Genomic DNA, 17,453 nt, shown 5'->3' with positions numbered 1-17,453 from the left:
GCGACGAGCCCCTACCCGCCACACCGGCGGGCCTGTTCGCCCTGGCGTCCTACGCCTCCGCGCTGGGATGGCTGACCGAGTCGCTCGCCGAGCTGACAGCCTCGGTCGACCAGATCTGCACTCGCGTGGGCATCCCCGCCGCACCGCCGGACCCGGCCTTCGCCCCGCTCGCAACGACGCGGGACAACGACTCCGACTTCGCGTTCAGCACGCTGGAGCTGGCGGCGATCCGAACCGCCGCCGAGGCCGCCGGACTCCCACCCGGCGACTACGTCGAGGTGCTCTCCCAGTCCCTGCTCGCCGCCTCCCGGATCACCGACGCCTGCATGGAGATCTCCAGCGGCCTGCTCGAAGACGCCGCCTACGTCCTCAGCGAAGCCACCGACCACGTACGGATCGGGGACGGCCCAGACAGCCTGCCCACCCTCGTCCGCTCGCTGCTCGCACGGATGGAGGCGTCCGAATGAACGCCAACGACACGGCCAGGCGGCCCGGCGCGCATCTGGTCGCCGAGGGGTTCGGCGCTAACGATCCCTGGAAGCTGAGCACCGAGCGTCAGCTCCGTGATCTGCTCGATCTGGTGGACGGGCTGGTAGCCGAAACCGACCGCGACGTCGACGACGTTCACAGGGAGCTGACCCGCGCCGCCCAGTCCGCCATCGAGCTGCTTCAACCCATCGCCAACGGCGACCACGCCAGCATGCACGGCTGGGACGGCCTCCTGCGGACAATCCGCCCGCAGATCGAGCTGCTCGCCGCCCGCCATGATGGAGCGGCCGAGCAGCTGGCCAGGTCCGCTGCCGCATCCCGTCCCCTACAGTCGGCACCTGACGCTTCGCAGTTCCCGCGGGCGTCGACCACCAGCTCGGGAAAGGAACAGGGCACCGGCCGAGACGACGACTGGGCCATCTCGGATGATCGCCAACTCCGGGCCCTCGAAGCGATCGAGGCCGGCGGGCTGCGATTCCGCCAGAGCGCGATGTACGGCTACGCCTACCTCTCGAACGGAACGGGCCAACGGCCCACCCCAGAAGTCTGGCCCGAAACCGTCCAACGGCTGGTCACCGACGGACTGCTCGCCCAGGACAGCAGTGAGGGGCTGTACCGACCTGGGCAGCTCCTCTCGCTCACACCCCAGGGTGAGGCCGCACTGCGCGACGCCCGCTCGGCCTCGCCTCGCGTGTCCGCCGCCCTCAGGCGCAGCGGCGCCGCCGCGATGACCGGTGCCTCCGCAAACTCGGCTCCCACGACGACCGCCACGCCCGTGATCAACACGCCATCGCGGTCCCGCTGATTCCTCAGAAATGCAGACCGTCATGTCCGACGGCCATCGGTGACCCGGTGCTCCAACGTCCCGTCTTCGTCTGGCCGATCGCTGTACCGTGCGCGGACAGCCCACTGGCCGTCGGCGACCATGTCGCTCGTCGTCCGCGGTTGCCCAGCCGACCGGCCTTTCCGCTACGGCCAGACTCCGTCCCCGTGGCTGCTCGACTCCGCCACGTCGCTGTCGCCCTTCAACTCCGTATGGCCCTGCGCCGCATCCCACCTACGACAGCCGCGTCCTGCGATCCATTCCTCGCTGCGAACTATCAGCAGGTGCGGCGACCAGTTCGCCCACGGCAGACGCCCCCTCCCGGGAAAGGACTACGTAGCTCGGCACATGGCATGTCAACGTACGGGTGGCGGGAAGAGTCGCAGGTCAACGGAGGGGCCACCGGCCATGAGGGGCCGAGGGTCCTCCGCGACCTCCCGCGTCTCGAAGGCTCCTGACGCTCCATCGCGCGACCCCGCCACGCCTTCCCCGCTCTCTCTCGGAGGTTCACATGCCGCACAACCTGACCGTCGGCCACCTGCTGCGCCAGCTCCAGGGCCTCGACCCCGACCTGCCGATCCGACTCGCCGTCAACCCCGACTTCCCGTTCACCCACTACGTGGGGGTGGAAGTCGTCGTGCAGGACGGGATGGCATTCATCGCCGATGACGGCCAGGAGGGCTACCTCCCCATGGCGGTCAGCGACGCCCTCGCTTGGGTCTGACCTGTCCCACTGACTCGTACCGGAGGCCCTCATCTCACCCAGATCCCTCGTCTACTCGCCCTTCCGCTGCCGACTCTCGCTCCCCGGCCCATGCCGGGCGGCGTGCGCGGCGCACTGGTGCGGCGCATCTCCGCCCAGCCCGACGGGCCGCTCGACGTCGCGTGGCTCGCAACCGACACCCCGCGACTCCCTCTCGGCCGTGTCAGCCTGCACTGGGAACCAGCCCCCCCCGCGCGGGCTGGGACGTCACGGCCCGTCTGGGGCGGGCGACCACCGAGGTGCACCTCGCCTCTTGGCCCGCCGCCCCCGACTACTGGCCGCGCCTGGTCCGCCCGACCATCCACGAGGTGCTCGGCCTGTGCCCCGCGCTCGCGACAGCCGCTCTCAAGTCGAACCGCCTCGCCCAGGTCTGACCGGTACCACAGCAGGCTGTCCGCGCCGTTCAGGCAGGGGCGGCCTTCCTGCTTGCCCAGCCTCGCATTGCGTACCCTCATCCCCGGCGAACGAGGTCGGGGGCCAGCCCACTCCCGGCGAACGGAACCCCAAGCCCCAGCGGGCTGGACCAAGCTGTCGGTGCCCTGATCAACCACGTCCTGGGAGCAACACGTAATCGTGTAGTCGTCGAACTGCGGTCGGGGCAGCCCGGCACGCGACACAACGGGGTAACCCCGTCCTGGTACCTCGGCTCGGCCCGACGCCGCTGCCGTGGCTCTCTACGCCGCTGGCCGGGAGATCTCGTCGATGGTGTCGAGGATGACGCGCGGCAGATGGTCCAGCGCCGCCTCCAGGAGGTGTTCAATCGGGACGGCTTCCTTGCTGGAGTCGATGTTGGCGCGCTTATTCCAGGCGCACGGCTCATACCGGGCGAGCATCGATAGCGCGTACAGCACGGCCCACCAGGCGAGCAGGGGGTGCAAGGGCCTCGGGTTGTCGCCGAGGGCGGGGTACGCGAAATGCTGACCCCGGTACGGCGTCGCGACCCGCTCTTCGAGCGGCGCGGTCGGCTGACCGGCGACTGGCTCGGCCAGGTTCCAGTACACCCGTACCTCGTGCATACCCAACGCGCTCATCGCCGAGTCCGACACCCAGCCCAGTCGCCCGTCTGGGCCATCGAGTTGGTAGCCGCCGAGCGTTGGATAGCGGTCCAAGAACTCCTTCAGTGCCGTCCTCTGGTCCGCCGCCTCGTATATGCGACGTGGGATGCCCTCGAGCCGCCCGGACTCCTGTCCCCGGCGCACAGGTGCGAGCATAAGGGAGTTCAGGTCGGTGCCGGTGTAGTGGCCGAGCGGACCTTCAGCATCGAACGCCAGGGCCGGGAGGCCAGCAGGACCGGGGAGGCTGAAGCCGATCGTGTCCGAGATGGTCTCCCAGATCTGACCCACGGTAACCGGGGTCGCCTCTGTGCCGTCTGGCCTGGTCGCGATCAGGGACCCCGAGCCGAGGATCTCGGCAAGCTGCGGGAAGGCCCCGCTCTTGTGGCTCACGATCGGGATATCCGCGACGTCAAGGCCGTTCATCGCGTTCGTCCCGCCCACGATGCCCAGCCCGTGGCCGGCCAGCTTCCACGGCTCGCCCGGCTTCCCCTTCTCCTGCGCCTTGTTCGGCACGGTCGAGGCGGCCGCGGCGATGGCCCGCCCGGCCTGGTTGAGCCCGTAGTAGACCAGCAGCGGCCGGACCATCGCGTCGGTTACCCGCGCGGCCGCGAACAGCTGCTCGGCCTGCTCCAGCGCCGCGGAGAACGTCTCCTTCCGCGCCTTTTCCTGACCGGCGGCGCCCGGCGGGTCGGCCCGTAGCCCCCGAATCCAGCGCTGGAACATGGCCGGCGTGTACTCGGCGAAACCGCCTACGCCTCCGGGGGTGTGCACGGCTCTTCTCCTTCGTCGGGGACGCGAATGCCGGAAGAAGTGTCCGCCCGTCAACACGGGTGCCGCCACGGGATATCCGACCATACGAGATCAGGCCACCGTACAGCCGCGCAGAAGCCGACTAGGAGATGCCTTCCCGGCCCGTACGCCGTCGCGGTGCAGAGGCCGAGGGGGACGACAGACGGCCGATCCGTGGCCGCAGCGACGCACTGGTTTCCTCTACGGTGTCGGTTCATGACAGTGCTGATCGTCGGCGGCAGCGGGTTCCTGGGCGCCGAGCTGGTGCGGCAAGCGGTGACGGCGGGACACACGACAGCCGCGACCTTCACACGCATGCCCGATAGCGCCCCAGGGATCTCCTGGCACGCTCTAGACCTGCGGGATCCCGACCGGCTGGAAGCCGTCATGGCCAAGGTGCGACCGCGCGTGATCGTCAACGCGACGAACGGCGGAGCCGACTGGGCGGTCACGGCCGAGGGACCGGTTCGCCTGGCGATGGCAGCGGCACGACGCGGCAGCCGCCTGGTCCACGTATCCAGTGACGCAGTGTTCTCCGGCGCCCGCGTCCACTACGACGAGTCCTGCCTGCCGGACCCGCTCACCCCCTACGGCGCAGCGAAAGCCGCAGCGGAGACCGGGGTCCGCCTCCTGTCCCCGAACGCCGTGATCGCCCGGACATCGCTCATCATCGGCGACCTGCGATCCGAGCACGTCCGCGCGGTGCACGACCTGGCGGCCGGCGCCCGCAGCGGTGCGCTGTTCACTGACGACATCCGCTGCCCAGTGCACGTCACCGACCTGGCGGCCGCCCTGCTGGAACTCGCCGACACCGGCGCGCCTGGTGTTCACCACTTGAGCGGCGTCGATGCTGTGAACCGCCACGAACTCGGCGTCCTCATCGCCCGACGTGACGGGCTTGACTCCACCCGGATCCCTGCCGGCTTACGAGCGAACAGCGGGCTTCCCGGGGCTCTCGATGTCCGGCTCGACAACCGGGACACCCAGAGCAGGCTCCGCACCACGCTGCGCGGCGCCCGCCAGTTCCTCGCCCAGGAGACCTGAGCACGAGCCGGGCCCGCGGCCAACACGACACGATGCCCAGACGACTGCCTGGCCGGATAGCCTGCGCACATGGGACCGTGGCGAGGAACGAGGCGGGATTGGGATCAGGGCCCCACCGTTCATCCCAAGGTCATTAGAGTTGACGCATGCCGAACGCTGCCATAGTCACCTTGGTCACCCTCGCAGCCGTCGGCTGTGCAGTGTTGGCAACGCTCTTGATCCTCCGTCGGCGTCCGGTCGACGTCAGCACCGGACCCACAGACGAGAACCTTCAACCGAAGGCACGATCCGGCATGACCGGCATGGTGTCGACGGAGTCGAGACCATCGCCCGTACCTGTCGTTGACTCCCAGGTCTTGGTCATACCAGGAACCAGCGACGATGAGGCCTACGTGTTCGGCACGCCCGAGAATCTGGACGTGTTCGGCACGACGCTGATCCAGACGCCAATGCAGCTCGGATCCTGGGCCACTCGGACCAAGGCTGCCGTGGACGGCGTACAGACGTACCAGCAGATGGTCGGACGCCTCATGTTGGTCGACCCAGAGATGGCGGCCGCTATTCGCGCGGGCAGCGCGGCGAAGGACAAGGCGGGAGAGGTCCTCGCCCTCGTTCGAGACAGCAAGGGCAGGTTCCAGCATGTTGCGCGCCTCAAGGGGATAAGTAGGCTCGCTGCAGCATCGTCGATGATGAACGCTCTTTCCGCGATGGCGCTCCAGGCTCAGCTCGATCGGATCGAGAAGCAGCTCACGACCATTTCCGAACAGGTGGGAAGCGTCCAGCGACAGCAGCTCCGCGAATGGCACTCGGAGGCTCGTGCCGCGCAGGACCAACTTGCGGAGGTCTACCGAACCGCGAGGAGCGCCGAGACCCTCTCGGAGATGAACTGGCGACAGATCGAGTCGAGCGGGATTCTGCTCCGGACACACCTGCTCCACGACATCGACAGACTTCGCGAGGCGATCACGACACTCGAGGACGTAGCGCGCGACCGAACTCTGCGAGGTCGTGAACGGAGATTGACCGACTCGGTTGAGTTCCTTCTTGCTTCGGGCGCAGCACTCGAGGACTCATCGCGGTCCTGGATCCAGTTCTCAACTCTGAGGCTGTGGCGGATGGCCGTTGTCGACGATCCAACGCTGGATTCTTACCGCGAGGAGTTGGCGGCGTACATCGCCCGGCAGGCTACGACCCTCGACCCGTTGATCGCGCGGGCTAGTGCTGCGATTTGCCAGGTCGCGGACTTCCGATGGTGGCATCTTGCGCGGAGTCCGATCGCCGGTCGGCGACTGCCAGCCAAGGTCGAGGCTGCGTTGGCCACAGTGAGAGGCGTCGACTGGGCGCCGCTCCGCCTGGAACAACCTCCCCAGGGGCTCGAGCAGAAGCTGGAAATCGTGTCGCCGGATTCATCTGCTGAAGGAGTAGGGGTGAACGCTCGGGCAGAGCCGAAGTAGCCGTGCCACGTCTCCGGCTGACGAAGCCCTCGGCGAGGGTGGCTCGGGTGGTGCCGCGGCAAGGACACCATGTGGTAGATCGTCGCCGTTCGTTCCAAGGCCGCGGGTCATCGACCAGGCTGACGGCGATTGTGCGTCCAAGCAACTCACGGCGTTAGTCCCAGCTGGTACCAGCGAGAAGTCCGTCGAAGCCCAACGCCGCGAGTCCCTGCTCGACGCTGGGGTAGGTTGTCCCGTCCGGGATGGCGATCAAGGCGTCGAAGTCGGCGCGGCTGATCTCGGGTTCGTGCCACTGGCTGCTACACCGGCAGACGATCCAGACGTTGCAGCCCTGGTTGATGAGCAGCCAGTCGCGCCGGGCGCGGCAGGCGGAGCAGCTCACGGGAATCCCACGGAGGGCCAGCTCGCTCGGGTGGCTGAGGCAGCGCGTCGCGCCGGGGCCGCTGGGCGGCTGTGTCTCGTAGTCGAGTTGCAGCAGGGGATCGCGCCCGGATGCGGAGGCGGGCTGCACTGGGTTAGGCGCTACGGGGCGGGCGGTGGTTCTGAGCACGAGCGTCATCTCCCTGTCGAGGACCTTGTTTCCATCCCTAACAGCCAGTGGAACCGACTGTCCAAAGGTTTGTCGAAGTCCGGCAGGCAGGTGACGGGCCTGCCGGACTGCTGGTCAGCGTCGCAGTGAGCGGTTCCGCGAGTCCGATGCGGCCGGACGGGGGGCAGCCGAGGGCGCAGTCCGGATACGGGTGTGCGGGACCGTAGCCTCGGGCTGGCAGGTGCCGGCCTCCGGGCGTCGCGGCGCCACGCCGGGGTGGGCCGGGAGCTGGGCGAGGCGGCGTAGTCGCCAGACCAGGACGTCGGTGATGTCGTCGGCGGTGTCGAGTTCGCGCATGTCGATGGCCTGCTGCAGCAGGGCCTTGGGGTCGTGGCCTGCCTGTTCGGCCTGGGCGAGGGTGGCGGCCAGGGCATCAGTCTCGGGGGCGCTGTCTGGACGCATCATGTCGCTCGGCAGGGCCGCACTAATCGTCGCGGCGTGGGTCCGGCGTTCGGCTGCGGGCAGGGCGCGGCCTTGGTCGCGCAGGGTCTGCATGGGCGTGGCGGCGGCCTGACGGTAGGCGGCTCGCAGATGCTCGGCGGCCTGCCTCGAGGCGTGGGCTTGCTGGGCATGGCCGCGTGAGGAGTGCCAGCGGGCGGCGGAGAGGGCGACCAGGACCAGGGTGGACAGGAGCATGGCGGTAGTGCCGCCGTCCTCGCCCCGGCCGAGGGCGCTGCCGGCCTTGATGATGCCCCGGGCTGCCGAACGGATCGCGCGGGTGTCGGCGCGCTCGGCCCGGACGTGGCTGCGGGTGGCGCGCTCGAAGGAGCGAGCCGCTGCCCCCAGTTCGGCGCGGGTCGCGGCCGGGGAGGTCTGGGCGACAGCGTCCAGCAGTTCGCCGACCCCGACGAGATACGCGGCGGCCTCCTCGTCGTCCTTGTCGAGCAGGATGGTGGTGCGCTCGGCGACTGCCATGGCGCTGCGTCGTTCCCGGGCCGGGGACGACCAGTCCCGTCGGCCGCTGGCAGTGGCCACGGGGATCGTGGGCTCGCCGGTGCCGTCGGCCAGGCGGGTGCGGATCTTCGGCAGGGACAGGTCGGGGGCCAGTTTGGAGCCGGAGAACCAGATCGGCTGGCCGTCGCGGTTGCGGTCGCCCGGCAGGGCGACGTTGTAGCCGATGGATTCGCCGGACGGGGCGTTCCGGATCCTGATGCGCAGTCCGGCCTCGCGGAGCCGGGTGAAGAACTCCTCTTCGGTGGCGGCTCCGGCGAGAGCCTGGCGGACGGCTTCGCGGAGCGTCTCGCGCGGGGCCTCGGGCCGGCCGGTTCGATCGGCCTTGAAGCGTTCGGCGCTGGTGGGGTTCTTGGCTCCGGTGCCGTCTCCGGCGTGGAGTCGGCGCAGGCCCATCTCCTGTTCGATGGCTCGGCATTCGGCCTGGGCCTGCTTCTTGTCGAAATTCATCCTGGGACGGCGCAGGTCGCCTCGGACCATGGTGGCCAGGATGTGGATGTGGTCGTCCGCGTGGCGCACCGCGACCCAGCGGCAGCCGTCAGGGTCGTCCTTTGGGGCGATGTTGACGGCGTGCAGGATGCGCTTGGCGATGCCGTTCCACTCCTCGTCGCTCAGGGTTCGGTCGCCTGGGGCGGTGCGGACCGAGCAGTGCCAGACGTGTTCGGCCGGTGCGCGGTCGCCGACCTGCTTGACGCGGAGGTCCAGGGCTGCGGCGAGGCGGGAGAGCGTGATGTCGGGGTCGGCGTCGGGGTTCGGGGCGCGGCCGGGGTCGGGGGCGAAGCCGTCCCAGGAGCCGACGAGGTGGGCGTCGGTGTGCTCTTCGTGCTTGCCCGCGCCGAAGAGGTAGGCGAGCAGTCCTCGGGTGCGGTTGCCGCGTCGGATCTTGGGGATCATCAGTTGCGCTGTCCTACGAGGGTGCTGGCCGTGGTGTCGATGCCCGCAAGGGTTTGGACCAGGGCTGCCAGGGCGTGGGCGAGTTCGCCGGGGCGCGGCATGCCGCCGGAGTTGTAGATGTGGGCGATCTGGTTGATGTTGTTGCCGATGCGGGCCAGCGCGGCGCGGGTGGCGGCCAGTTCGTCGATGGCGTCGTCAAGGCGGCGGTTGGGCTGGACGGTGGTGGAACCGCGGGCGGCAGCGAGGCCGGCCTCGGCGAGGAAGCCGGAGGGGAACAGTCCGGCGCGCTGGGCAGCGGCGGTGATCTCGGCTTTCTCGTCGGGGGTCAGGCGGGTGGCGATGATGTCTTCTCGGTGGCTGGGCATGTACTGGCGGCGGTGTGGGGCGCGGTCGGGGAAGGCGGGTGTGCTCACGGTCGGCTCGCTCGCGGCGGTTGCGGGAGGTGGTGGGCTTCTCCCGGACGCGGCGCCCCCTGGTGCCGCGGGCTGGACTGGACCCGGGGAGCCCTCGCCCCGGGACCGGTCCAGCCGCCCTCGCCCCCTTGGGCGAGGGGTTCCCCCTTGGATAGCCCCTTGGGATATCCAAGGGGACAACTTGCTCCGCCAGGAGCCGTGGTGGGGTCACGCTGCTGTCCGGACGGGGTGGCCGACGGGTCGTTGACGGTCACCGACGCGTCTCCGGCTTCTGCTGTCGGACTTCGCGGATGAGGTCCTCGATCCAGTCCATGGCCAGGACCGGGTGGTGGAGGGTCCACGGGCGACTGTGCCGGGTTCGCTGCACCGTCCAGGTGGTGTCGGGGCCGGATTGGGCGCGGTGGAGGTGGCCGTTCTGGTGCAGGACGGTCAGCCACGAGTCGACCTCGGTCGGGGTGGCGGGGTGCGTGCGCATGAGTCTGGTTTCCGGTTCACTGTGGATGGTTGTGGGGTGCGTGCTCGGGGCGGGTGACCGGCCGAGGCGTCCGGCTCGGTCACCCGCTTCGTGCTGTCCGGTCAGTTCCGGGTGGAGGTGACCGGCTGACCGTGCTGCTGGCGGAGCTGGACCATCAGGGCGGTCAGCGTGTCGCTGGACAGCGGGATCTGCTGACCGCGGATCGCCTGGGCGACCACCTTGCGGGTCAGCTTGTCTTCAGCCCTGACCGCCGACCGGGCGATCTCCAGCAGTTCCTCGGTGTCCGGGTCAGGTCGCTGATCACCGGCTGTCCGGGCATCTGGGCGGGTAACCGGCGGCGTGGCAACTGGCCGGTCAGTGACCGGCATGGGGCTGCCCTGGTGGCCGGTGACCGGTCCGGTGCCGGACGGGCGGTGAGTGACCGGCAGCGTGCTGTCCGGCTGTCCGGGCAGGTCAGCGGCTTCGTACGGCGGTTCTTGGTGACCGGTGTCCGGGCTGCTGCTGTCCGCCGGGGCGCTGTCCCGGGTCAGTGTCCGAGGGCTCGGGAGCTCCATGTCCCGGGGCAGGCGCGGCTTCTCGGTCAGGGCAGTGACCGGGCGACCGGCGCTGACCTGACCGGCCTTCGGCTGCGGCTGACCGTGCCGGTCAGTGCGGGTGACCGCGATGTGCTCGGGCCGGTCGGTCTGCCCGAGGTGACCGGCCTGACCGTGGTAGTCGCGGCCGGTGCGGTCAGTGTTCTCGACCGGGCCACGGGCGATGAGGATGTAGAGGTGGACCGCTCCGGCCAGTGCGAGCGGGGCGATGGTGGAGAGCACCGCGACCACCGTGTCCCCGAGCCGCAGTCCGGGGGCCGAGGCCGCTTGCTGGTTCAGCCGCACCGCGTGGAGCGCGTTGGCCCAGATGCTGGCGGCGGTGGCGGTGCCGAAGAGCGTCCACACGTAAAGCCTGGCGCGCAGAGGCGCGTTGCGCAGGACCAGGAGGGCGCGGACGCCGTAAGCGATGAACCCGTCGATGACCAGGGGGAAGAGGTAGGTCAGGAAGCCGCGGACGTGGATCGCGACGGCCATCTGCTGGAGGGCGTCATACGACAGGGCGCATCCCGCGCCGCCCAGGGCGATGACGACTGCGCGGTCCCAGCTGGTGATGTGCGCCATCCTCGCGGATGCGATGTTCACGCCGCCGTCCCGAAGTCGCTGCGGCCCAGGCGATTGCTGTCGGCGTCGGGGGGTGCGGTTGTCCTCGTGGCCTTGTCCATACCTCGGTTGCGCAGGGCCCGGCGGGTCTCGCGGTACAGCTTCTGGGCGTGCTCCTCGCTGATCTTCAGGAGCCAGGCCAGGCGCTGCTCGGGCAGGCCGTGTCGGTAGGCGGCGTAGACGACCGCGCGGCGCTCGGCCTTGGTGAGATGGATGTCGCGCCCGGCGACGGTGGCGTTGACGCGGCTGTAGTCGAGGCGGTGGTGGAGCTTCTCGTGGAGCGGCCCGCGCTCCTCCTCGGTCAGGCCGCCCCGGATGCCGTGGGTGTCGCCGCCTTCGAGGGCGGCGTCCAGGCAGATGCGGCGGACCGGGCACTGGGCGCACAGCGACTTCGCGGTGGCGATCTTGTCGGTCTCATCGGGCTCCGGGAAGAAGACCTCAGGGTCCACTGGGTTGTACTCGGTGCTCTGGCAGACGGCCTGGTCCTGCCAGGTGTGGTCGCCGAGCGACCGGTGGCGGGCAGGGCTGATCGTCGTGGTGGTCATGCGGTTGGCTCCGATCGCTCTCCGCGCGCAAGCGGCGTCGGCGGAGGGGTGCGCTGGGTCGGGAGGTGCATGGGGCGGCGCGCTGTCGCGCGGCCCGGCGGTTGCGGCCTGGGGCGGGTCAGGCTGCGGGGCGCAGGCGTCTGCGGTCGACCGGCTCGAACTCGACCCGGGTGGTCATCTGCGCGAGCCTGCTGGTGATGCGGTCGCCGAGGTAGGCCCGGAGGTCCTTGATCGCCAGGTTGGTGGTGACCAGAGTCGGGAGCATGTGGTTGTACCGGCGGTTGACGAGCCGATAGGTCACTTCCTCGACCCACTCGGAGGACTTGGCCGCGCCGAGGTCGTCGATGATCAGCAGGGGCACTCGACTGACAGCCGCCAGCTCCCGCTCGCTGTCCACCCCGGCCCGGGGGCGGAGGTCGGCGTACAGGTCGGCGGCGGTGGTCGCGCGCCAGCGCACGCCGACCCCGCTCTGGACCAGCCTTCGGACCGCGCCGTAGGCCTGGTGGGTCTTGCCCGCGCCGACCACGCCCGCCATCAGCAGGCTCGGGCCGGTGGTGACCTGCCGCCTGGCCCCCGGGCTCGGGGCGACCGCCGCCGAGGCGACCTCCCGGGTCCAGGCCAGGACCTGGGGATGGTCGGCGACCGCGCCCTGGTAGCGCGGGGGCATCCCGGCGGACAGGGCCGCCAGCGGGGAGAAGGGCTCGGGCTCGTCGGCCAGCGAGGCGACGTCGGCCGGGGTGATGTTGCGGGCGGCCAGGATCCGGGCCATCCGGTCCAGGGTGCCCTCGCCGCCGAGGGTCTGCGGTTCGCGGGTACTGGTGCGCATCACAGCTCCTCGGCGTAGGCGGCGGCAGCGTCGACCGGATTGGTCCACGCCTGGTGAGCGGGCACGTTAGGCCGGATTCCCGGCCGCGCCAAACCGGCGGAGCGTGCGTTCATGGCCTCGTTGACCATGCTGGTTAGCACGCTCGGATGCTTAGGGTTGGCGGCGAAGTTCGCCAGCCCTGCCCGGATGTGCTCCGGGGCGATCCCCTCGCCCAGGAGCTTCTTGGTGGTCCGCCCAAGGTGACCGATCACGTCGTTGGGCGGGCGCTCGGCGCAGGCGGCGATGTACTCGCCGACGAGCTGGTTGGCCGAGACGGTCTCTGCGGGCGCTGTGCGCCCCGTAGGGAAGGAAGATCCAGGATCCAAGATCCTGGATCCAGGCGCCGAGCCCTCCGCGAGGTTTCGGGGAAGGTTCGGAGAGTCCTCGACGAATGTGCTCTGGCCTGCGACTTTCCCGCTCGTCCGGCCAGGCTCCTCGGCCATGCCGTCGAACGTGTCCTGCTGGGCGGCTGGAGCTGCCCCGACGTGGCCGGGAGGCGTGGCGGCGGGCCGCGCGGGCAGATCGAAGGCTCGGGGAGCGTTCGGCGAAGCCTCGGCGAGCCCTCGGGGAGGAGTGGGCAACTCCTCGACCTGCTTGGCGCAGGGGCTCTTGCACGGCGCGCACCGGTCGGCGCCCTGGTGCTGTGGACAGGAGGGCAGCCGGGACTGGCTCGGCTTGTCGATCTTCTGGTGCTGGGTCCAGGTCACGATGTGCAGGTAGCGGCGGCCGTCGCAGCCGGTGTACCGGCAGATCAGGCCGGCGTTCGCGAGCTGGTGGAGGTCGTCCTCGACGTGGACCGAGGTGTGCTCCGAGCGCAGGGGCCAGAGCAGCCCCGCGATGATCGCGGCGTTGTCACGGTGACGACCATGGTCGTCGGCCTGGCAGAGCAGACCGAAGAAGGTCCGCTCGGCCTCGACGCTCACCTCGGCGAGCGACTCGGAGACGAACGCCTCGGGCTTGATGGTCCGGATCCGCGCCATGTCAGCGGCTCCAACCGGTGGCGATCAGGTCGCTTCGGGTGAGGGTCGCGGCGGCGAGGTCGAAGGTGTGCGGCCGGTTCCAGTCCGCGTCCGGCCAGACCCGAAGGATCCAGCGGGACGCGATCCTGGTGGTCGTGCGGCCCAGCTCGATCGTCTGCCCGGCCTCGTTCTTGGCAATGGCGTGCGGGTGGGGCCACGGCTGCTTCGGGTCATTGAGGCTGACGCGGATGGTGGCCGCGCCCGGGATCATGTCCGCGAGCTGGGTGGCCAGGCGGCGCTGGCGGGCGACGTCTGGGCAGGCCAGAGTTCCGCTCGGCATGGCGAGCATGCGATACTCCGTGGTTCGTAGGAGCGCGGTGCGGCGGTTCTCGTGCAAAAGCCCCGCCGCCCGCGAGATGTGATTCGGCGCTCCTCGGGGTGCCGGCCCCGGCGTTCGGGAGTTGGTAGCTCCCGGGCGCCGGTCTCGCCTACCCCCACCCGCGCGCTCATGGCGCTCTGATCTGCACGGCTTCCCCTCGTTCCTGGCCTCCGCCGGGACCGCAACCATAGGGCGACGCCCGGCGACAGTCCATGCTCTTTCAGGCTTCCCACCAGCGGCGCAACACCACAGTGGATGATTGATGCCGGAACCGTACATCGCACTTGCCCATAGTCGTCAAGCGCAGTTGTGCGGATAGCGGTCCGGCCCGTGCAGTTGCGCCACCAAACTGGATAGAATGCTGTCGTGGCGCAGGCGAAAGGATGGCGGGTATGACGGACCAGCGAGGGGGCTCGTTCTCCGAACGACTCGACGTCCTCTTCCGGGAAGTGCACCCGCCGAACCGGGGCCCCTACACGTACACAGAGGCGGCACAGGGGATCTTGGAGCAGACCGGCTTCAAGATCACGGCAAGCGCGCTGCAGCAACTGCGGACGGGCGTGAACAAGAACCCGAAGTTCGAGACCGTGAAGGCCCTGGCCGAGTGGTTCGGCGTGCCAGTCAGCTACTTCTCCGACGACGAGGTGGCCGAGCATGCTCGGGCGCAGATCGCCGTCGTAGCTGCCATGCGGGACCAGGGCATCAGACGAGTCGCCCTGCGTGCCGCCGGCCTGAGCACGGAGAGTCTCAAGATCCTCTCCACCGTGATCGACCAGGCGCGCAAGCTGGAGGGCCTGGAGGGCAATCCGGATGGCGGGTTCGACCTCGACGGCTGATCCGCCTCAGGGCTCCTCGGCGTCGAGCAGCACGACCATGCGCAGATCCGGGCCGCTCATCGGCGCCACCGCCACGACTACGACACTGACTTCCGGACGTTCGAGGTGGGGCAAGCGCAGCCTCCGCAGCACCCCATCACTCTCGGCGCGCACTTCCCGTTCCTTCCAGATGGACCGGGCGTCCGCCGAGCCCCGCAGGACGTCCCGCTGCAATTCCATTAGGCCCGGGTGGTCGGGGTGGATGACTCGGGCGTACCGGATCTGCGCGAGATACGGGCGGGCCCAGTCCTCCCTCCAGTGAAGGAGCTGCCGCCGGGCGCGCGGATCAAGGATGGCCCAGCGCATGAGATTTGGTGACGGCTGCTCCGAGAGCCAGGGGAACCACGACGCGGCGGCGCGGTTCCAAGCCAGGATGTTCCATGCCAGGTCGGACACATAGGCCGGAGCGGGGTCCTGGTGCTCCAGGAACCGCCGGAGGCGGTCGTCCACCTCGGCGGGCATGTCCGCCGGCGGCAACGGAGGCGGCAGGTGGCCCGTTGCCATGAGGAAGAGGACGCGGCGTTCCACCTCGCTCAGGTCGAGCACGCGAGCCGTCTTCTCCAGCAGTTCCTCCTCGGGCTCCCCATCGCCCTCGCCCCGCTCCAGCTTGCCGTACCAGCGCGTGCTGAATCCGCCCAGACGCGCCACCCCCTCCTGCGTGAGCCCGGGGCCGCGTGCCTGAACTCCGGGAACCCGGCGCGTAGATCGGCGCCGCCACGCCCTGAGCAGGTCGCCGATCACCTCCTCGGCCCCCTCGCTCTCCTGATCATCTGCTGACCGCCGGGCGCCCATGGGCGGAGATGGTATACGGAGGATAAGTGATTCGCGCCACAACACGCGGCCTCGAATCAATCGGGCGATCAAGGAAATGTCATCATGTGTAGTCATTCCATGCGATTGTTTGCAATTCAACCGATGGAATGCCTATCGACGCGAGAAGGCCACACCCAAGAAAATCGCCCAGATTGCGGCGGCGCTCGCACCTCCCCATCCCGCCAACCCTGGGCCAGGGTCGGCAACCTGGATGCGGGAGGCGAATACGCTGGGTTATCGGAACAGACCGTTCCGGAAGACCGCGTGCCGATTTGAGCAGGGCAAGCTCTTCTCTGCCGCGCTGCTCCTGGCCCGGCTACCCGGTCGTAAAGGGTGGCGCTATGCCCTTGCCACAACTGGATGACGATGCGCTTCGGACTGTCTGTCAGGTTCGCCTGGCCGAGCTGGACCTCCCCCACGCATTCACGACAGCCGACCTTCGCCGAAGGATCTCGGAGCTGCGGGGCAAGCCGATCGTGCTCAGACGTCTACCGGCGACAGGGCTGATCGACATCCCGTGCGGCATCCGCCTGGAGGACGACGAGCGGGACGTGCTGTACATCGAGGAGTCGGCCTCCAGCCACCACCAGCGCCACATCATCACCCACGAGCTGTTCCACATCCTCTGCGACCATCCCGGCTCACTGGAGATGAATCCCGATCTCGGTCGGATCCTTGGGATCGACCCGGCGCTGGTCCGGCGGATGTCAGGCCGGACTGCATACGGAACAGAAGACGAGCGGGAGGCAGAAATGCTGGCCTCGCTCACGCGCCAGCGAATGTACCGCGACTCCCTGACTCCACCCCCGCGCCCGAAGTCCATTCCCGACCGCGTCGACGCCTTCTTCGCCAGTCCCGCTCGACGTGCCATCAGAAAAGGCTGGCTCGGTACACGATGAACGCTGTCTTCCTTGGCCTTGCCTGCGTTCTCGCGGCAGCTGCTGGCTACTGGACCTTCGGCCGGGAGACACCCCGGCCCGCGGGCACCTGGGAGATGGGATCGGTGTTGGCCAGCTTCGCCATGGCCTTCGCCTCCTACGCCCCGCTCCTCGCTGACGCCGCCGAGTCCGTGGTCCCGCACGTGGCCCGGCTGATCAGCAACAGCTTCTCGCTGTGCGCAGCAACGAGCGTTCTCGCTGTGATCATCCGGTTCAACGAGCCCGATGAGGTCATCGCTCGCCGCCGACTCCGCACGCGCGTGACTGTGCTGATGGTCTCGGTGATTCTCCTGGTGCTTCTCTTCGCCGGGGAGGCACTCACCCATCGCTCTCCCCGGATGTACGGGCTCTACCTGTTGGTCTTCATCGGAGCGCTGGCCTTCACGATCGTCGACCTCCTCCGTCAGGCCCTGCAACACGCCAGGGAGGCCAAGCGCTCCAGCGTGCGGCTCGGATTTCGGACGGCAGCCGCCGGCTGTGGCTTTGCCGTCGTCTACGCCACGTACAAGACCGTAGTTCTGGTCTCGATGGGCACCGGCCACCACCTGTTCCCCGAGGGACAGCGATGCTCATCCCTGATCACTGCGCCGTGCGTCTTCAGCGTCACCTCCCCGGCCTTGGCGGTCCTGCTCATCGCCGTCGGTCTCACACTGCCCGCAGTCCTGATTCCGCTTCAGCGCTACCGGCGCCGCCGCTGGGAGGTCCGTTCCTACAACCAGCTCGGCCCGCTGTGGCAGGCGCTGACCTCGGTCGCGCCGGACATCGTGCTGCCCCACGACAACCTCGACTCCGACTTCCGCCTCCAGCGACGCGTCGTCGAGATCAGCGACGGCATCCTCACTCTTCAGCCGTACCGCTCGCAGCGCGTCCAAGCGACAGGTGCTCAGCAAGCGGCAGTCCTGGCAGAGGCCGACGGGGCTGAGCGCGAGGCGTACACCGAAGCCGTCGTACTGAAGGCAGCACTGGCCGCGCGCAACGCGGAACAGCGGGCCGCGGATCCGGCTGCCCCGGCGCCCAACGTGGCCTCTCGGTCCGGGGACCTCGAGTCCGAGGCGCGATGGCTCCTCCTCGTGGCCGAAGCGTTCGCCCGCGTGCCCGCCCCTCGTGTCGCCGACGGCGGCCAGCCGTCGCCTGTAGGAGCCTGACC

Annotated in this window: 20 protein-coding genes; 9 read left to right on the top strand and 11 right to left on the bottom strand. The window is 69.3% G+C overall.

The window, feature by feature from the left end:
• The 4 genes from TR50_RS48680 to TR50_RS49725 all read left to right on the top strand — a co-directional run.
• A partial coding sequence (locus tag TR50_RS48680) for a hypothetical protein (protein WP_042419749.1) occupies positions 1 to 467 on the top strand: 467 nt, incomplete at its 5' end.
• Positions 464 to 1,294, top strand: a complete 831-nt coding sequence (locus TR50_RS12960) for a hypothetical protein (protein ID WP_052440952.1) — start codon at positions 464 to 466, stop codon at positions 1,292 to 1,294. The genes TR50_RS48680 and TR50_RS12960, both read left to right, overlap by 4 nt.
• Before the next feature lie 529 nt (positions 1,295 to 1,823).
• Positions 1,824 to 2,036 (top strand): hypothetical protein, encoded by a 213-nt coding sequence (locus TR50_RS12955; RefSeq protein ID WP_042419746.1) that lies wholly within the window; start codon positions 1,824 to 1,826, stop codon positions 2,034 to 2,036.
• A gap of 278 nt (positions 2,037 to 2,314) precedes the next feature.
• On the top strand, positions 2,315 to 2,449 hold the full coding sequence (locus TR50_RS49725) for a hypothetical protein (protein ID WP_269084794.1): 135 nt from the start codon (positions 2,315 to 2,317) through the stop codon (positions 2,447 to 2,449).
• Between the two features lie 300 nt (positions 2,450 to 2,749).
• Here TR50_RS49725 and TR50_RS42480 read toward each other — a convergent pair whose 3' ends face one another.
• A complete protein-coding gene (locus TR50_RS42480) occupies positions 2,750 to 3,901 on the bottom strand; it encodes a YaaC family protein (RefSeq protein WP_052440951.1) in 1,152 nt (383 codons plus the stop codon).
• Between the two features lie 234 nt (positions 3,902 to 4,135).
• Between TR50_RS42480 and TR50_RS12940 the strand changes: the two genes are divergently transcribed.
• Both TR50_RS12940 and TR50_RS12935 read left to right on the top strand, forming a co-directional pair.
• Positions 4,136 to 4,963, top strand: coding sequence for an SDR family oxidoreductase (locus tag TR50_RS12940; protein WP_042419743.1), 828 nt, complete (start codon positions 4,136 to 4,138; stop codon positions 4,961 to 4,963).
• A 146-nt stretch (positions 4,964 to 5,109) separates the two neighbouring features.
• Positions 5,110 to 6,417, top strand: coding sequence for a hypothetical protein (locus TR50_RS12935; protein WP_152648378.1), 1,308 nt, complete (start codon positions 5,110 to 5,112; stop codon positions 6,415 to 6,417).
• Between the two features lie 154 nt (positions 6,418 to 6,571).
• Here TR50_RS12935 and TR50_RS12930 read toward each other — a convergent pair whose 3' ends face one another.
• From TR50_RS12930 to TR50_RS12890, 9 genes are all read right to left on the bottom strand, one after another.
• Positions 6,572 to 6,928 carry a hypothetical protein gene (locus tag TR50_RS12930; protein WP_369405732.1) on the bottom strand — a complete coding sequence of 119 codons (357 nt, stop codon included), beginning with the start codon at positions 6,926 to 6,928 and terminating at the stop codon, positions 6,572 to 6,574.
• Between the two features lie 153 nt (positions 6,929 to 7,081).
• Positions 7,082 to 8,851, bottom strand: coding sequence for a relaxase/mobilization nuclease domain-containing protein (locus tag TR50_RS12925; RefSeq protein ID WP_042419736.1), 1,770 nt, complete (start codon positions 8,849 to 8,851; stop codon positions 7,082 to 7,084).
• Positions 8,851 to 9,264, bottom strand: coding sequence for a plasmid mobilization protein (locus TR50_RS48675; protein ID WP_236654395.1), 414 nt, complete (start codon positions 9,262 to 9,264; stop codon positions 8,851 to 8,853). The genes TR50_RS12925 and TR50_RS48675 overlap by 1 nt, the downstream gene beginning before the upstream one ends.
• A gap of 250 nt (positions 9,265 to 9,514) precedes the next feature.
• Positions 9,515 to 9,739 carry a hypothetical protein gene (locus tag TR50_RS12915; protein ID WP_042419732.1) on the bottom strand — a complete coding sequence of 75 codons (225 nt, stop codon included), beginning with the start codon at positions 9,737 to 9,739 and terminating at the stop codon, positions 9,515 to 9,517.
• Between the two features lie 101 nt (positions 9,740 to 9,840).
• Complete coding sequence (locus TR50_RS12910) at positions 9,841 to 10,914, bottom strand: DUF2637 domain-containing protein (protein ID WP_042419730.1); 1,074 nt, start codon at positions 10,912 to 10,914, stop codon at positions 9,841 to 9,843.
• The gene (locus TR50_RS12905; RefSeq protein ID WP_042419727.1) at positions 10,911 to 11,477 is read right to left on the bottom strand and encodes a WhiB family transcriptional regulator; all 567 of its coding nucleotides are present in this window, start codon (positions 11,475 to 11,477) and stop codon (positions 10,911 to 10,913) included. The genes TR50_RS12910 and TR50_RS12905 overlap by 4 nt, the downstream gene beginning before the upstream one ends.
• 118 nt (positions 11,478 to 11,595) lie before the next feature.
• Positions 11,596 to 12,303, bottom strand: a complete 708-nt coding sequence (locus TR50_RS12900; protein WP_042419725.1) for an ATP-binding protein — start codon at positions 12,301 to 12,303, stop codon at positions 11,596 to 11,598.
• Positions 12,303 to 13,322 carry a hypothetical protein gene (locus tag TR50_RS12895; protein ID WP_042419723.1) on the bottom strand — a complete coding sequence of 340 codons (1,020 nt, stop codon included), beginning with the start codon at positions 13,320 to 13,322 and terminating at the stop codon, positions 12,303 to 12,305. Before TR50_RS12895 ends, TR50_RS12900 begins: the two co-directional genes overlap by 1 nt.
• Before the next feature lies 1 nt (position 13,323).
• Positions 13,324 to 13,650, bottom strand: coding sequence for a hypothetical protein (locus TR50_RS12890; protein ID WP_042419721.1), 327 nt, complete (start codon positions 13,648 to 13,650; stop codon positions 13,324 to 13,326).
• 422 nt (positions 13,651 to 14,072) lie between these two features.
• Between TR50_RS12890 and TR50_RS12885 the strand changes: the two genes are divergently transcribed.
• Positions 14,073 to 14,516 (top strand): helix-turn-helix transcriptional regulator, encoded by a 444-nt coding sequence (locus TR50_RS12885; protein ID WP_042419717.1) that lies wholly within the window; start codon positions 14,073 to 14,075, stop codon positions 14,514 to 14,516.
• A gap of 6 nt (positions 14,517 to 14,522) precedes the next feature.
• Here the strand turns inward: TR50_RS12885 and TR50_RS44110 are convergent, their stop codons facing one another.
• Complete coding sequence (locus TR50_RS44110) at positions 14,523 to 15,347, bottom strand: MmyB family transcriptional regulator (protein ID WP_160311109.1); 825 nt, start codon at positions 15,345 to 15,347, stop codon at positions 14,523 to 14,525.
• Between the two features lie 362 nt (positions 15,348 to 15,709).
• Here TR50_RS44110 and TR50_RS12875 point away from each other — a divergent pair, with 362 nt between their 5' ends.
• Both TR50_RS12875 and TR50_RS12870 read left to right on the top strand, forming a co-directional pair.
• Positions 15,710 to 16,267, top strand: a complete 558-nt coding sequence (locus TR50_RS12875) for a regulator component (RefSeq protein WP_236654394.1) — start codon at positions 15,710 to 15,712, stop codon at positions 16,265 to 16,267.
• Positions 16,264 to 17,451, top strand: a complete 1,188-nt coding sequence (locus TR50_RS12870) for an MAB_1171c family putative transporter (protein WP_052440950.1) — start codon at positions 16,264 to 16,266, stop codon at positions 17,449 to 17,451. Before TR50_RS12875 ends, TR50_RS12870 begins: the two co-directional genes overlap by 4 nt.
• Positions 17,452 to 17,453: the final 2 nt, after the last annotated feature.

This window comes from Streptacidiphilus anmyonensis (assembly GCF_000787855.1).
GTDB classification, from domain to species: Bacteria; Actinomycetota; Actinomycetes; order Streptomycetales; family Streptomycetaceae; genus Streptacidiphilus; species Streptacidiphilus anmyonensis.
The sequence above is the reverse complement of the archived record's forward strand: the minus strand, read 5'-3'. Positions and strand labels throughout refer to the sequence as shown.